The organism is Streptomyces sp. AA4 (assembly GCF_000158875.1).
Classification (GTDB): Bacteria; Actinomycetota; Actinomycetes; order Mycobacteriales; family Pseudonocardiaceae; genus Amycolatopsis.
This window is the reverse complement of sequence record NZ_GG657746.1, coordinates 7,930,159-7,945,709: the sequence shown is the minus strand read 5'-3', so window position 1 is coordinate 7,945,709 and position 15,551 is coordinate 7,930,159. Positions and strand designations below refer to the sequence as shown.

The 15,551-nt window shown below is 69.7% G+C and carries 12 protein-coding genes; 9 read left to right on the top strand and 3 right to left on the bottom strand.

From position 1 onward, the window contains the following. Positions 1-142: 142 nt before the first annotated feature. From SSMG_RS36250 to SSMG_RS36215, 8 genes are read left to right on the top strand one after another with little or no spacing between them, the layout of a single operon-like run. The gene (locus tag SSMG_RS36250) at positions 143-430 is read left to right on the top strand and encodes an acyl carrier protein (protein ID WP_037716015.1); all 288 of its coding nucleotides are present in this window, start codon (positions 143-145) and stop codon (positions 428-430) included. Then, on the top strand, positions 427-2,052 hold the full coding sequence (locus SSMG_RS36245) for an HAD family hydrolase (RefSeq protein ID WP_050788362.1): 1,626 nt from the start codon (positions 427-429) through the stop codon (positions 2,050-2,052). Before SSMG_RS36250 ends, SSMG_RS36245 begins: the two co-directional genes overlap by 4 nt. 33 nt (positions 2,053-2,085) lie before the next feature. After that, a complete protein-coding gene (locus SSMG_RS36240; protein WP_009084435.1) occupies positions 2,086-5,178 on the top strand; it encodes an AMP-binding protein in 3,093 nt (1,030 codons plus the stop codon). After that, positions 5,175-5,894, top strand: coding sequence for a thioesterase domain-containing protein (locus SSMG_RS36235; protein ID WP_009084433.1), 720 nt, complete (start codon positions 5,175-5,177; stop codon positions 5,892-5,894). The genes SSMG_RS36240 and SSMG_RS36235 overlap by 4 nt, the downstream gene beginning before the upstream one ends. Beyond that, positions 5,891-7,834: a phenazine-specific anthranilate synthase component I gene (locus SSMG_RS36230; RefSeq protein WP_009084431.1), complete on the top strand. Its 1,944-nt coding sequence runs from the start codon at positions 5,891-5,893 to the stop codon at positions 7,832-7,834. The genes SSMG_RS36235 and SSMG_RS36230 overlap by 4 nt, the downstream gene beginning before the upstream one ends. A 3-nt stretch (positions 7,835-7,837) precedes the next feature. Further along, complete coding sequence (locus tag SSMG_RS36225) at positions 7,838-9,052, top strand: 3-deoxy-7-phosphoheptulonate synthase (protein ID WP_100266978.1); 1,215 nt, start codon at positions 7,838-7,840, stop codon at positions 9,050-9,052. Positions 9,053-9,096: 44 nt separating this feature from the next. Continuing rightward, positions 9,097-10,416, top strand: coding sequence for a peptide ligase PGM1-related protein (locus SSMG_RS36220; protein WP_009084427.1), 1,320 nt, complete (start codon positions 9,097-9,099; stop codon positions 10,414-10,416). Positions 10,417-10,459: 43 nt separating this feature from the next. Continuing rightward, positions 10,460-11,665: a hypothetical protein gene (locus SSMG_RS36215; protein ID WP_037718572.1), complete on the top strand. Its 1,206-nt coding sequence runs from the start codon at positions 10,460-10,462 to the stop codon at positions 11,663-11,665. Between the two features lies 1 nt (position 11,666). Here SSMG_RS36215 and SSMG_RS36210 read toward each other — a convergent pair whose 3' ends face one another. Next, entirely contained in the window at positions 11,667-12,377 is a 711-nt protein-coding gene (locus SSMG_RS36210; protein WP_199786416.1) for a VIT family protein, read from the bottom strand. A 132-nt stretch (positions 12,378-12,509) separates the two neighbouring features. On the opposite strand from SSMG_RS36210, the gene SSMG_RS36205 reads away from it, so the two are divergent. After that, entirely contained in the window at positions 12,510-12,848 is a 339-nt protein-coding gene (locus SSMG_RS36205; RefSeq protein ID WP_009084420.1) for a cupin domain-containing protein, read from the top strand. A 62-nt stretch (positions 12,849-12,910) separates the two neighbouring features. Here SSMG_RS36205 and SSMG_RS36200 read toward each other — a convergent pair whose 3' ends face one another. Both SSMG_RS36200 and acs read right to left on the bottom strand, forming a co-directional pair. Beyond that, the gene (locus SSMG_RS36200) at positions 12,911-13,426 is read right to left on the bottom strand and encodes a DUF6319 family protein (RefSeq protein ID WP_009084418.1); all 516 of its coding nucleotides are present in this window, start codon (positions 13,424-13,426) and stop codon (positions 12,911-12,913) included. 137 nt (positions 13,427-13,563) lie between these two features. Continuing rightward, a complete protein-coding gene (gene acs / locus SSMG_RS36195) occupies positions 13,564-15,543 on the bottom strand; it encodes an acetate--CoA ligase (protein WP_009084416.1) in 1,980 nt (659 codons plus the stop codon). Positions 15,544-15,551 lie beyond the last annotated feature (8 nt).

The following is a 15,551-nucleotide window of genomic DNA, read 5'->3' as shown; positions in this document are numbered from 1 at the left end:
TTGGTTGTCCTCGCCGTGAATGGTGCGGTAGCCTCCGAAAGTCCGCAATAGTGCGGAAGTTCGCTCTGTGTTCGAGTTTTCTCTCCCATGCGTGCGCGCCGGGGCGCAATAAGCCAAGCAATAACTTCTTTGGGGTGATCTCATGGAGAAGCACCGGAATTCCGCGCTGGCCGTGAACTCGGCCGGGCGGCCCGACCGGGTCGAAGAGACAGTTTTGACGGCGTTGCGAGACGTGCTGGACGTGGCCGAAGTGGCTCCAGAGAACCGGTTCGCCGTGCTGGGCGGCGATTCGTTGCGCGCGGTGCGCGTGCTTTCCCGGCTGTGGCGCGAGCTGGGCGTCGAGCTTCCGGTGCACGCGTTGCGGCCCGGCACCACGGTCGGGGAGTTCGTCGGCGCGGTCCGCGAGCACGTCGAGGCGAGGCCCGCATGAACGGCGCCGGGAAACCGGGGATCGCGCTTGCCGGAACCTTCACCCTCGATGCCGTGACCGGCCCGATGGCGGCGCTGCTCGCGGAGCGGGAAGGCGGACGGCCGCTCGCGGTCGCGCCGTACGGCCAGGTGCTGGAAGCACTGCACGATCCCGCGAGCCCGTTACGCGGCCACAACGGCGTCAACGTTCTTCTCCTGCGGCCCGAAGACTTCTTTCGCGGCGGGGGATTCGCCGCCGGGCGAGACCGGGCTGACGCCATGCTCGCGGAACTCGTCGAGATGCTCGGACGGCTCCCGGACCTGGCGGCGGCCACTTGGTTCGTGGCGGTGCTGCCGGCTTCTCCCGCCGTGTGCGCCCGGCCGGAAACCCGCCAGTGGGTCCGGGAGGCAGGCGCTCGCCTCGTCGCCGCGGCCGAAGCCGTGCCCGCGGTGTACCCGGTTGCCGTCGACGAACTCGGAACTCGTTACGGCGTAACAGAAGTGCACGACGAGTACGCCGACCGCATCGGACACTTGCCGTATACCGACGAGTACTGTGCCGCTCTCGGCACTCAGCTCGTGCGGCTCGCCGCGAGCGTATGGGCCAAGCCGAAGAAGGTCGTCGTGCTCGACTGCGACAACACCTTGTGGGCCGGGGTCTGCGGCGAGGACGGAGCTCTCGGCGTGCGGGTCACCGCGGCCCACCGGCGGTTGCAGGAGTTCATGCTCGACCAGCGCGCCCGCGGAAAGCTGCTCTGCCTGTGCAGCAGAAACAACGAGGCAGACGTCAAGGAAGTCTTCGAGCGCAATCCGGGCATGGTGCTGGGCTGGCAGCACGTCTCCGCGCACCGGATCGGGTGGAACCCGAAAGCGCATTCTCTGCGCGAGCTCGCCGAAGAACTGGACCTGTCGCCGAGCTCGTTCGTCTTCGTCGACGACGACGTCGTGGAGTGCGCGTCGGTACGGGCTCAGCTGCCGGACGTCACCGTGCTGGAACTGTCGCGCGACCCCGCGGAGATCGACAGTCAGCTCGACCACGCCTGGGCTTTCGACCAGCTGGTGGTGACCGAGGAGGACCGGTTGCGCGCCGACTGGTACTCCACCCGCGGCGACCGGGTCGCGCTGCGCGATGCCAGTGCCGACTATCAGGACTTCCTCGACAGGTGCGAGATCGAGGTCGGCTTCACCGAGCTGACCGAGGACATGCTCGACCGGGCCGCTCAGCTGACCGCGCGCACCACGCAGTTCAACCTGGCCGGTGTCGTCTACTCGGTCGGAGAGCTGCGCGCGTTGCTGGCCAGCGGGTCTCGAGGCTGGACGGTGCGAGTCGCGGACCGGTTCGGCGACTACGGCACGGTCGGCCTGGTGGTCGCCGAAACCAAGGGCGACGCCCTCGAACTCCCGGTGTTCTTGCTCAGCTGCCGGGTCCTCAACCGCCGCGTCGAGCAGGAAGTGCTGCGGTTCGCGGCGGACCAAGCCGCCCGGTCGGGGCTTTCGGCACTCCGCTTGCCGGTGCGGCCGACCGCGCGCAACGCGCCGGCCAGGTTGTTCGTCGAGCAGGCGGCGGGCGTCGTCCTCGGCGAGGACGACGAGCCGGTGACCGTGACGGTCCCGGTGCGCGAATGGCTGCGCCAGCCCGCTTGAGCCGGAGCACATCCATCCGAGGGAGGAAATCGCATGTCTAGCGATCTGGGGAACATGCGAGCGGTGGCGTTGCCGGTCACCGACGCCCAGCGCGAACTGCTCGCGGTCGATCGATTCGTCCCGGTGCCCCATCTCTACAACGTCGTGGTGGAGGCGGAGGTGGATCCGGGGTGCGAACCGGCGGATCTCGCCGAGGCTTTCGCCGCGGTGCTGGCGGTGCAACCGGCATTGCGCTCCGGGCTGCCGGAACGGCCGGACGACGGTGCGCTGCTAGTGGCTTCGGACGTGGGCAGTTCCGGGGTGCTCCGGGACTGGTCGGCTCCGGCGGCGGAGTTCGAGCTCTGCCGGGCCGCCGCGCTCGAAGAAGTCGGCGCCACGGCTTTCGCGCTCGACCGGCCGCCTCTTGTCCGCGCGGTGCACCTGCGTGCCGATGACCGGTCGCGCGCCGTGCTCGTACTCGCGGTGCACCATTCGGTCTTCGACGGCTACTCGGTGGGCGTGCTTCGGACCGAGCTGAATCTGGCCCTGCAGGGAAAACTGGAAGTCGAGGACCTGGTTCCGCAACGGGAAGCGGCCTTTGCCGGAGAACTCGCCGAGCAGGTCGCGGCGGCGGCCGCGCCGGAAGCGGACGCCGCGGCGGCCGCGCTGGCCGATCGGCTCCGGGGAGTGTCCCCGACCGTGCTGTATCCGCTTCCGGGCCGTCCGGCCGAGACGCTTTTCGCCGGCGCTCGTCGGGAAATCCCGCTCACTCCAGCGGAATCGTCCGGAATCGACCAGGTCTGCCGCGAGCTCGAGATCAGCCCGTTCACCCTGTTCGCCGCACTGCACTCGGCGACGCTGGCCCGGCACACCGGCGAGGACGCCGTCGTTTTCGGGACGAGCGTGATGACCCGCAGGACCGGTGCGTCCTTCGACCTGTGCGGGTTCTTCGTGAACACCGTGCCGGTGGCCGTGCGGGTGGACTGGGACCAGTCCTTCGCCGGCTTCGTCGCCGACGCCGTGGCACCCGAGGCGGCGCGGGCGCGCCGGAACGCGGCCGTGCCGCTGAGCCGGGTCGCCGCCCATCTGAAGCCCGAACGCCGGGGCAATCGGAACCCGGTCTTCACCACGCTGCTGACGATGCAAGAACCGGCGGACGACGGGGGAGCGGGCGCGCCGGTTCGTTCGATGCGCCAGCACGGCAACGACACCGCGAAGTTCGATTTGCTGCTGTGGGCGAAGCCGACCCGGCAAGGGTGGCTGCTGGAGGTCGAGCACGACCGGCGGCTGGTGCCGGATCCCGTGGTCTCCGGTTACCTGGACTCCCTTCGGTCGGCCATCGCCGCCGTAGGCCGGGAGCGCGGCGGCGTCCCGGTGCGCGAGCTGTTCGGCAACGGTTCCGCGGTGCGCGAGCTTCCGGGCAACGTCGTGGAATATTGCGATTTCGCGCGACGAGTGCTCGAGGTCGCCGACGCCTGCCCGGACGCGGTCGCGGTGGAGGAACGGCGGACCCGGCTCGCCTACGGCGAACTCGCGAAACGCGTCCGGGAAGCGACCGGCGGCTTGGCCGAACGCGGCGTGGGCCCGGGCGACATCGTCGGCGTGACCACCGGAGACCTCGTGCACAGCGTGGTCGCGGTACTGGCGATTCTTTCGTGCCAAGCCGTTTATCTGCCGCTGGAAACGGACCTTCCCCGCGAACGGCTGGCAGCCATGGTCGAGCAGGCTGGTTGCGAGACGGTGGTCGGCGAAGGCGAATTTCCCGGGGCTCGCGTTTATCCCATCGAAGAACTCCGCGGCCCCGCGACAGAACCCGCTTCCGGCGGAGACGGCGCGTGCGGCGTCTACACGATGTTCACCTCAGGCTCGACGGGACGGCCTAAGGGCGTCTTGATGGCCAACGCGCCGTTGGCGAACCTCGCCGCATGGCAGCAGAGCGCGCTGGACATGTCTCCTCGGACGAGATTCCTGCAGTACGCGCCGCTCGGCTTCGACGTTTCTTTCCAAGAGATCTTTCCTGCCTTGCTGGCGGGCGGGACCGTCGTTTCGCGACGACCGGTCGACCGGCAGGACCTGCCCGCGTTGGTGCGCCGGGCGGCGCTGGCCGAGGTGACTCACGTCTATCTCCCCGCCGCCGCGCTCGGCGCCTTCGCCAGAGCCGCGCAGGCGGCAGGAGAACTGTTGCCCGCGGCCCGGTTTCTCTGCGTGGCGGGCGAGCAGTTGGTGGCAGACGAATCGGTGCAGCGGTTCTTCGCCGAGCGGCCGCACATCGTGCTCGTGAACATGTACGGCCCGACCGAAACCCACGTCGCCACCGCGGCCTTCTTCCGGGCCGCGGACCAGCCGTGGCGGGTGCACGCCCCGATCGGCCGTCCGCTCCCCGGCGTGGTCGCCCGGATCGTCGACGCGGCCGGGCGGTCGGCTCCTCCCGGCGTGCCCGGCGAACTTCGGCTCGGCGGGATCGCGCCGGCGTTGGGCTACGTCCGCGATCCGCGGCTCTCCGCCGAACGATTCGTCGACGGCGAATACCGCACCGGCGATCAGGTGCTGGCCGACGCGGGGGGCGAACTGGTTTACCTCGGCCGGGGCGACGGCCAGGTGAAGATCCGCGGCTACCGGGTCGAACTGGGAGAGGTGGAGGCCGCGGCGAACGGGATCGCCGGAGTGAAGCGCGCGGTCGCCGCGGTCGCGCCGGGGCAGCGGCTGATGCTGTTTTTCGTGCCTGAGGGCGACCCGGAGCCGGACGCGGTGCGTGCGGCCCTTTCCCGGCGGCTGCCCGGATACATGGTCCCCGTCCGGGTTTTCCCGGTCAGCTCGATCCCGACTGGATTCACCGGGAAGCTCGACCGGGAAGCGTTGGTGCGCAAGGCGGCCGAGGCGGTGGGAGACGAGTCGCCGTCCGCGGCCGGAGTGCCGTCGAATGCGCTGGAGGCGCAGCTGCGACGGTGGTGGGAGGAGGCGCTTGGCGCGCCGGTTCCTCTTGACGGGTCGCTGCTCGACCACGGTGCGCACTCGCTGAATGTGGTGGTCGTGCTCAGCCGGATCGAAGCCGAGCACGGGGTCGAAGTGCCGGTGCTGGATTTCTTCCGGGAGCCGACTGTGCGCGCGCTGGCCGGGCTTGTCGAGGCCGGGCGAGGTGCCGCGTGAGCCGCGCGGTGCTCGTCCCGGAGCTGCGGAAGCTCGCTTCCGGACGGACCGGCCGCCAGCTCGTCGTGCTTCCTCCCGCGGGCGGTGGTTTCCTGCCCTACCTGGGGTTGGCGGCCACGCTTGCCGAGCACGGCGACGTGCACGCGGTGCGGGCGACGGGCCTCGCCGCGGGCGAAGAGCCCGACACTGACGTACCGGCGATGGTATCCCGCTGCCTGGCCGCGATCCGCGGTCTGCCGGCCGCACCGGCGGTGCTGACCGGATGGTCGCTCGGCGGAGTGCTGGCCTGGCACGTCGCGGCTCATCTCGCCGCGCACGAAGGACACCGGCCCGCGGTCGTGCTGCTCGACAGCTTCGCCCGGCTGTCACCGGACGCGGACCTCGCCGCGTTCACTCAATCCATTGTGGACGGATGGCCTGCCTCGCTGCCGGAGGCGGACCGGAACCGTCTGCGCCGTACCGCGACCGCGCACGTACGGGCCGCGGCCGGACATCAGGTGAGCGTTCCGTACGCCGGGCCCGTCCTGTTGCTGGCTTGCGGCGACGGTCCGGTGCCGCGGCAGCGCGCGGACTGGGAACGGCTTTCGAGCCGGCTGCGCACGGAGGTGGTCGACGGCGGCCACTTCGGTTTGCTTGCGGAGGAACGTTTGCCTGCCGTCGCTGGTCACGTCGACGGTTTCCTGCACGACGTACTGGGGAAGGAGGGGAGCCCGTGAGCGACCAGGAGACGTTCTCGCGGGAGTTCGCGACCGACGGGGAACCGTTCGCTCTGCTGTACCGGCCGGGTGCGACCGGGACCGGGACACTGGAGCTGTTCCGCGGGCCGATGGCCGAGCTGTCGAGTCTTTCGGACCTGGCGGCGGAAACGCCGGAACGTCCTCGCACCGGCCCGGCGACGTTGGTGCTGGTGCCGTTCCGGCAGGTCGTCGAACGGGGATACGCCTGCCAAGACGACCACGCGCCGTTGCTGGCGATGCGGATCCGCACGGCGACGACCATCAGCCTGACCGACTTCCTCGCCGCGGTACCGGACAGCGAGGTGCGCTTCGACGCGGCCGGTTTCGACCTGGCCGACGACGATTACGCACGCATCGTCGCGAAAGTGCTCGCCGAGGAAATCGGCTCCGGGGCTGGGGCCAACTTCGTGATCAAACGGTCTTTCTCGGCCCGGGTGCGGAATTGCTCCGTGGCCACCGAGCTGACTCTGTTTCGCCGATTGCTGCTGGGCGAGGACGGCGCGCACTGGACCTTCCTCGTGCACACGGGCGGACGTACGTTCGTCGGGGCGAGTCCGGAGCGGCACGTCGGCCTGTCGGCGGGCATCGCCACGATGAATCCGATCAGCGGCACTCTGCGCTATGGCGCGACCGGGCCTTCTGTCGAGCAGGCACTCAGTTTCCTAGACGACCGCAAAGAGGTCGAGGAGCTGTACATGGTTGTCGACGAGGAACTGAAGATGATGGCGGGGGTCTGTGCCGAAGGCGTCGAGATCGACGGGCCTTGCCTTCGGCAGATGCGGCATCTGGCACACACCGAGTACTTCGTCCGCGGCCGGACGGCCCAGCCTCCGCACGAGATCCTGCGCCGGACTCTTCTCGCCCCCACGGTGACCGGCAGCCCGGTGGAAAGCGCGTGCCAGGTCCTGAAGCGACACGAACCCGCGGGCCGCGGCTACTACAGCGGGGTGGCCGCGCTGATCGGCCACGACGCCGAGGGCAGGCCCGAGATGGACTCCGCGATTCTCATCCGCACGGCCGAACTGGCGCCGGACGGTTCTCTCGCGTTCGGAGTCGGGGCGACCTTGGTCCGCCATTCCGACCCGGACAGCGAAGTGGCCGAGACCCACGCGAAAGCGGCTGGTCTGCTCTCCGCGCTGCGGGGCGAGCAACGCTCGGCCAGCGGAACGGCAGGCCTCGATCTGAGCCGTCATCCCGACATCCGGCGCGGCCTCGCCGCTCGCAACAGCGGGCTGGCCCGGTTCTGGCTGCGCGACCGGGCGGGCGTCGATTGGCAGGCCCCCGAACTGACCGGGCTACGGGCACTGGTCGTGGACAACGAAGACACTTTCACCGCGATGCTCGCCCACCAGTTGCGTGCGCTCGGCCTCGTCGTTTCCGTCGTGCCCTGGCGTTCTCGGCCCTCGCACGAGGAGTTCGACGTGGTGGTGCCCGGTCCTGGCCCGGGCGATCCCAACGACAGCGGTCAGCCGAAGATCGCCGCCCTCGGCGCCTTGATCGAGCAATTGCTCGCTGACCGCCGCGCATTCGTCGCGGTGTGTCTGTCCCACCAGGTGCTCTGCAGACTGCTGGGACTCGACGTGGTTCGTCGTCCCGAGCCCAATCAAGGGGTGCGGCACCGCATCGATCTGTTCGGCGAGAACGTGGATGTCGGCTTCTACAACACGTTCGCCGCCCGGTCCGACAGCGAGAGCCTGTTCAGCGCGTACTCCACGGAGCCGGTGCGGCTGAGCCGGGACGAGCCGACCGGCGAGGTGCACGCGGTGAGCGGCTCCGGATTCACGTCAGTCCAGTTCCATCCGGAATCGCTGCTCACCGAGCACGGCCCGCACTTGCTGCGGAATCTCGTCAGCACGGCGTTGTGGCCGGGAGTGCGCACCGTCGGCCGCCTTCGTTCCGTTCCGACCGCAAAGGATTGATCGATGTCCGTCGTGTCTCCCAGCTTCGTCGTCAGCAGGCCCGCGGCACCGCTGCCGGAAGCCGAACTCAACGCCTTGCGCGCGCTTCCGGCCGGGCAGCAGCCCAGCTGGCCGGATCCGGCGGCGCTGGCCGTTTCGACCGAATGGCTGCGGGCCGCACCAGGACTGGTCACCGCGGCCGAGGTCGACGAGCTTCGCGGCCTTCTCGCCGGAGTCGCCGAGGGCCGGTTGCGGGTGCTCCAAGCAGGCGACTGCGCGGAGGACCCGCGGCACGCGACTCACGAACACGTCGCGCGCAAAGCGGAACTTCTCGTGCGGCTCGGCGACCTGATGAGCGAACAGTCGAGCCGTCCCGTCGTCACGGTCGGCCGGATCGGCGGGCAGTTCGCCAAGCCGCGGTCATCGCCCTTCGAGGTCAGAGACGGAGTCGAACTGCCTGCATTCCGCGGCCACCTGGTCAACGATCCGGCTTTCGACGCGAAGTCCCGGACGCCGGACGCGCGGCGGCTGGTGGACGGCTACCGATCCGCCGCCCGGGTGTCCGAGGCGCTGCGCCGCACTCGCCCATCGGGGTTGAGCCGTCCTCGGGTATGGACCAGTCACGAAGCGCTGGTGCTGGACTACGAACTGCCGTTGCTGCGCCGGGACGACGACCAGCTGGTGCTGGCCTCGACCCACTGGCCGTGGATCGGAGACCGCACGCGGCAGCTCGACGGGGCCCACGTGAACCTGCTCTCGAGGGTCGCCAATCCGGTGGCCTGCAAGGTCGGTCCCGGCCTCGAAGCCGCGGACCTGGTCGAGCTGTGCGAACGGCTCGACCCCAGCCGCGAACCGGGCCGGCTGACTCTCATCGCCCGGCTCGGGGCGAGCCAGGTCGGCGACCGGCTGCCGGGACTCGTCGCGGCGGTCCGCCGGGCCGGGCATCCCGTGATCTGGTTGTGCGATCCCATGCACGGCAACACTTTCCGTGCCGCCGGAGGGCGCAAGACCCGGTTGGTCGGTTCCGTGATCCGGGAGATGCTCGGCTTCCACAGCGCGGTCCGGTCCGAGCACGGCGTGGCGGGCGGGCTGCACCTGGAGGCTACTCCGGACGAGGTCGTCGAATGCGTCCTTCAGGAGGAGGAACTCGCCGGATTGCCCGCCGGGACGGAACCGCTGTGCGATCCCCGGCTCAACCCCGACCAGGCTCGCCTGGTGGCCAGCGCGTGGCCGGGCTGAGCAGCGCCCGGAATCCCGCCCGCTCGAAGCGAAAGGAAGCGAACATGCCCACTCTCTTCGTGGCCAACAACCGCACCGAGCACATGGTCGGCGACCTCGCCGTGCTCACCGACGAGCAGCGCCGGCTCGCCGGCTACACCGCCCAGCGCATGCTGTTCTACGTCGGGGAAGGCGACATCCTGGTGGTGCCGCATCCGCCGAGCGAGTCTTTCGCGCGGTACCTCACCGAATTGATGGACGTCGACCTCGGCAAGATCCGGGTCATCGCGCCGCCGCCGGGCCGGTTCGGCCTGGACGTTCTGTCGGCCGACCGGTTCGAGGACAGCCGCTTCGACCGCGCGCTGGCCGCGGCGATCGAGGAAACCGGCGCTTCGCGCTTGTTCCCGATCATCTTCGACGCCGTGATGGTCCGGCTGGCCCGGCGGCACGGGCTGGCCGCGGACACCCCCGGGTTCGGCTTCGTCGGGCAGGGCGGAAGCGACCTGCTCAACAGCAAATCGGTCTTCCGGGCGCTGGCGGGCGGCACGGGCTGCCCGATTCCCGAGGGCCGGGTGACCGCGGACCCCGCCGCCGCCGAGGAATGGCTCTGGGAACTGCTTTCCAGCGGCCGGTGCGCGATCGTCAAACAAGACCAGCACGTCGGCGGTTACGGCAACGAGATCCTGAGCCCGCACGACGGGGTCACGCCGATCGGCGCGGCCGAGGTGATCACCGTCCCGGATCGCGAGGCGCTGCGCGCTCTGGTCAGGCGCCGCTGGCCGTGGTACTCCGGCGACGGCCGCCGCCGGGTCGTGGTGGAGCACTACGTGCCGGACTGCACGCCGGTGTACGTCGAGATGAGCATCACCGACGACGGCGTCGAGCTCTTCGGGCACGGAGAAATGCTGACCAAGCCGATCTTCAACGGCTTGGTGATCCCAGCTCAGTCCGCGGCTCACCCCGGCTGGCCGGGTTACCTCGAAGCCGCGGAAAACCTGTGCCAGGCCATTCGGGGCATGGGCTACCGCGGGCTGATCAGCATCGACGGAATTGTCACCCCGGCGGGGGAAGTACTGCTCAACGAGGTGAACGGGCGGGTCGGCGGATCAACGCATGTCACCCGGATCGCGCAGCATCTCGTCGGCCCGGGGTTTCTGCGGGAGCGGGTGGTGATGCAGCGGCATTTCTGGCCGGTGCCCTCGTTCGACCAGGCGCTGGCGGCCCTTCGGGCCGGCGGTCTCGCGTTCGATCGGAAGGACCGCAGCGGCGTGGTGCTCACCTCGGACGACGTCACCGGGGGGACCGTCGAGTATTGCCTGATCGCGGAAAACGTCGAGCACGCCACGGAACTGGAAGACCGGATCGGGAAGCTGCCGATCAGCTGATCCCGGCATCGAGCCGATCGCATCGAGGAACGGAGGCGTGTTCATGGGCTACCGGGGGCTGGCCAAGAAACCGGTGCTCCTCTGGGCGCTGGTCGCGGTGGTGGCCAGGCTGCCCATCGCGATGGCACCGCTGGGGCTTGTCTTCCTGGCCAGGGACCGGCCGGGCGGCTATTCGCTCGGCGCGACCCTCGCCGCCGCCTACGTCGTCGGCGAGGTGCTCGGCGCGTTGTTCATCGGCACCCTGCCGGTCAGCCGGGGCAAGCCCGGGCTGGCGCTCGGGCTGGGAGCGGGGGCGGTCGCGTTCGGGGGCCTCGCCCTCGCCTCCTCGGCTCCGGACCCGGTGCTGGTGGTCCTGGCCGCGCTGGCCGGTGGCTGCCCGGCGGCGAGCCCGGGCGGCATGCGGGCGATGCTGACCCGGCTGGTCGACGAGGACGTTGTCGCGTCGGCATTGAGTGCCGAATCCACCCTGACCCAGGCGATCTGGGCCATCGCACCAGGCCTGTCGGTTTCGCTGGCGTTGTGGGCAGGCGCCGAGGTGCCTCTCGAGGTCGGCGCGGCGGCGATGGCGGTCGCGGCACTGACCTTGCCCCTGCTGCCCGGACCGGCCGGCGCCGCGGCGCCGGCGAAGACACCGGCGAAGACCAGGGGCCATGGTCGGCAATTGCTGGCGGCTTGGCCGATCTACCTGACCAGCGCCGCGTCGATGGCTTTGCTGTCGGCCGCGGAGCTGATCCTTGCTCCGCTGCTGGAGTTCCGGCACCTGCAGACCGGCTGGGCGGGGGTGCTGCTGACAGTGTTCTCGGGGTCGAGCGCGGTGGGCGCGTTCGTCTACGGGCTGCGGAAATGGCCTGGTGCGGTGCGGACGCAGAGCCTGGTGCTTCTGGTCGGCATGTCGGCCTGCGTGGCGTTGATCGCGGTCGTGCCCGGCTTGATCGCGATCAGCGTCGTCTTGGTCGTCGGTGGTCTTTGCCAGGCGGCCGTGGCCGTGACGCGCAACCTCTCGTTGCGTGAAGCACTGCCGGCGGAGGTGCACACCGGCGGATACTCCGTCATGTATGCGGTGCAGGGAGTCGGCTACACGCTCACCGCGACGCTGACGGCACTGGCGCTGGCGTCGTTCACCCCGGTCACCGCGTTGATCGGCGCGGCGGCGCTGACCTTGCTGCTCACCGTCGCGAGTGCCCTGGCCGAGTTGCGCCGGGTACCGACTTCGTCGATGCCTGCGGTACCGGGTGCCGACGAATGCTGAGCTAACCGACGGTGGTGCCGAAAAGCACTCCGACGAAGTAAGTGACGAGCATGGTGAGGGCGCCGACGCCGACGTTTCGGGCGATCGCGCGCCCCGCCTGCGCGTTGCCGAGCCTCGCGCTCACGTAACCGGTGAGCGTGAGGCCGACGACCACCGCCAGCGCGCACGCCCAGACGCGGACGCCGACCGATGCCCAGGCGATCGCCAGCAACGGCAGCAGCGCGCCGACGGAGAACGCCAGCAGCGACGCCCACGCCGCCTGCCACGGGCTCGTCAGGTTGTCCGGGTCGATGCCGAGTTCGGCCTCCGCGTGCGCCTGCAGCGGGTCCTTTTCGGTCAGCTCGCGCGCGACCTGCTTCGCCAGCTCCGGCGAGAGGCCCTTGTCCTCGTAGATCTGCGCGAGTTCGCGTTCCTCGGCCTCCGGCATCGTTTTCAGCTCGTGCTTCTCGAGCCGCAGCAGCGCGCGTTCGGTGTCGCGCTGGGTGCTCACGCTCACGTATTCCCCGCCCGCCATGGAAAACGCGCCGGCGACGAGTCCGGCGATTCCGGCGGTGAGGATCGTGGTGCTGTCGGTGGTGGCTCCGGCGACGCCCACGACGATGCCCGCGACGGACACGATCCCGTCGTTCGCGCCGAGAACCCCGGCGCGCAGCCAGTTCAGCTTGCCGCCGAGATCGTCGTGCGGTTCGTGCGCGTGCACCGCGTCGCCCATCGTTTCGGTCACGGCTTCAGTGAATCACGGAAATTGTTTCCGCGCGACATTTTCCCGGGTGCTGGAATTCGGTTAAGAAAGGCAATCCTCAATGAATTGTGCCTTGCCTGACCAGGCGAATAGGCTGCCGGGATGGAGCAGGAGTGGCGGACGTTGTCGGTGGTGGAAGGGCAGCCGTTGCGCGGCGGCACCGGGCTGATCCGGGAACGGGCGCGCGCGGAACACGGGCTGGCGTACGAAATCCGTTATCCGGCAGGCGTCGCGTCGGCCGAGCACAGTCACGACCACGACAGCATCGTGCACGTGCTGGAAGGACGGCTGCGCGGCACGGTCGACGGCGTCTGGTCCGAACTCGGGCCGGGTGACGTGGTGGTGCATCCGCGCGGGGTGTGCCACCACGTCGAAGCGGTCGCCGACAGCCGGTGGATCGAGTTCAAGGCCCCGCTGCCCGGCCGGCCGCCGGTGGGCTGAAACGACGAACGCCCGGGCCCGGCGCCACCGCGGGCACCGGACCCGGGCGAACCGGGTCTGGCTCAGTTGTCGAGTTCGGCCAGCGCCGCCTTCGCGGCTTCGAGCTCGGCCTCCAGCTGCGCGACCTTCGCGGCCTGCGCCTCGCGGGCGGCGTTGATGACCTCGTCGATCGGGCCGGACAGGTCGTCGTGCAGTTCCTTCGCTGCCCGCGACACCGCCGCGGCCGGGACCGCCAGGCCCTTCGCGACCCACTTGGCGCCGTTCTTCAGCTCGGCCTGCCACTCGCCGTCCGCCGTGCCGGTGACGGTGAGCGTCAGCTCCACGGTGCGGGTCTTCTTCGCCGTCGACGCCGCGGCCTTCGGGCGGCCGCGCTTCGGCTTCGGCGATTCGACCGCCGGGGTCTCCTCAGCCTGCGAAGACTCCGGCTTCGGAGCGTCCGCCGGGGCGCTCGAAGCTTCCGGAGCGGCAGTGGGCTCGGCGACTTCCGGGGCCTCCGGGGTGCCGGCGGCCTGCGGCGATGACGCCGCCGCCGGCCCGGCCGCAGTGTCCTCGTCGTGCGTCAAGGCTTCCACGGACATTCGTGTCGTCTCCTTGCCCGGATCTGGGTTGGGTACGCGGGCATCTTAGAACATGCGTTCGATGCCCGCACTTTCAGGGGAACAATGCAGGAAGGGACCCTCCCAGCCGGGAGAGCCCCTTCCTGACGGTGAAGAACTTACTCCTCCTTGCCGGAGTTCAGTCCGGAGGAGATGAGGTCCATCACCGACGAGTCGGCGAGCGTGGTGACGTCGCCGATCTGGCGGTTCTCCGCGACGTCGCGCAGCAGCCGGCGCATGATCTTGCCGGAACGGGTCTTCGGCAGCTCGGCCACGACCATGATCTGGCGCGGCTTCGCGATCGGCCCGATCTCCTTCGCGACGTGGTTGCGCAGTTCCTGCACCGCTTCGTCCCCGCCGTCAACGGCGTTGCCGCGCAGGATCACGAACGCGACGATGCCCTGTCCGGTGGTCGGGTCGGTCGCGCCGACGACCGCGGCCTCGGCGACCGTCGGGTGCGAGACGAGCGCGGACTCGACCTCGGTGGTGGAGATCCGGTGCCCGGACACGTTCATCACGTCGTCCACCCGGCCGAGCAGCCAGATGTCGCCGTCCTCGTCGTACTTCGCGCCGTCGCCCGCGAAGTAGAAGCCCTGCTCGGAGAAGCGGGACCAGTAGGTGTCGCGGAAGCGCTCGTCGTCGCCCCACACGCCGCGCAGCATCGACGGCCACGGCTTGTCCAGCACCAGGTATCCGCCGCCGCCGTGCGGGACCTCCGTGCCGGTGTCGTCCACGACCTTCGCCGAGATGCCCGGCAGCGCGCGCTGCGCGGAACCCGGCTTGGCCGCGGTGACGCCGGGCAGCGGCGAGATCATGATCGCGCCGGTCTCGGTCTGCCACCACGTGTCCACGACCGGCGTCTTGTTCGCGCCGATCTTGTCGCGGTACCAGATCCAGGCCTCGGGGTTGATCGGCTCGCCGACGCTTCCCAGCACGCGCAGCGAAGACAGGTCGTACTTCGCCGGGATGTCCTCGCCCCACTTCATGAAGGTGCGGATCAGCGTCGGCGCGGTGTAGTAGATCGAGACCTTGTACTTCTGGATGATTTCCCAGTGCCGGCCCTCGTGCGGGGTGTTCGGCGTGCCTTCGTAGACGACCTGGGTCACGCGGTTCGCCAGCGGCCCGTACACGATGTAGGAGTGTCCGGTGATCCAGCCGATGTCGGCGGTGCACCAGTAGACGTCTTCGCCCGGCTTGTGGTCGAACACGACGTTGTGCGTGTACGCCGTCTGGGTCAGGTAGCCGCCGGAGGTGTGCAGGATGCCCTTCGGCTTGCCGGTGGTGCCCGAGGTGTACAGGATGAACAGCGGGTGCTCGGAATCGAACGCTTCCGGCTTGTGCTCGGTGGACTGTCCGTCGACCAGTTCGTGCCACCACAGGTCGCGGCCCTCGGTCCACGGCGTCTCGCCCTCGAGGTCGCTGCCGGTGCGCTTGACGACAATCACCTTCTGCACGGTTTCCGCGCCCTGCAAGGCTTCGTCGACGTTCGCCTTCATCGGCGCGGCCTTGCCGCGGCGGTACTGGCCGTCCGAGGTGATCACGATCTTCGCCGCCGCGTCGTCCACCCGCGCGCGCAGCGCCGTCGGCGAGAAACCGCCGAAGACCACGCTGTGCAGGGCGCCGATCCGCGCGCACGCCAGCATCGCGAAGATCGCCTCAGGCACCATCTGCAGCTGGATCGCCACGACGTCCCCGGCCACGACGCCCAGCGACGACAGCGCGTTCGCGGCCTTCGAGACCTCGTCCTTCAGCTGCGCGTAGGTGATGTCGCGCGTGTCGCCCGGCTCGCCGACCCAGTGGATCGCGACCTGGTCCCCGTGGCCGGACTCGACGTGCCGGTCCACGCAGTTGTAGGCGACGTTCAGCTTCCCGCCCACGAACCACTTCGCGAACGGCGCATTGGTCCAGTCCAATACCTGGGACCACTTCGTGTCCCACGACAGCCGCTCCGCCTGCCCGGCCCAGAACTTCTCCCGGTCAGCGTCCGCCGTCGCATACAACTCGGCCTTCGCGTTCGCCTGACCAGCGAACTCTTCGCTGGGAGGAAACGTGCGGCTCTCCGTGAGCAGGTTGTCCAACGCTGGGGACTGCTCGGTCATGGTGCAAA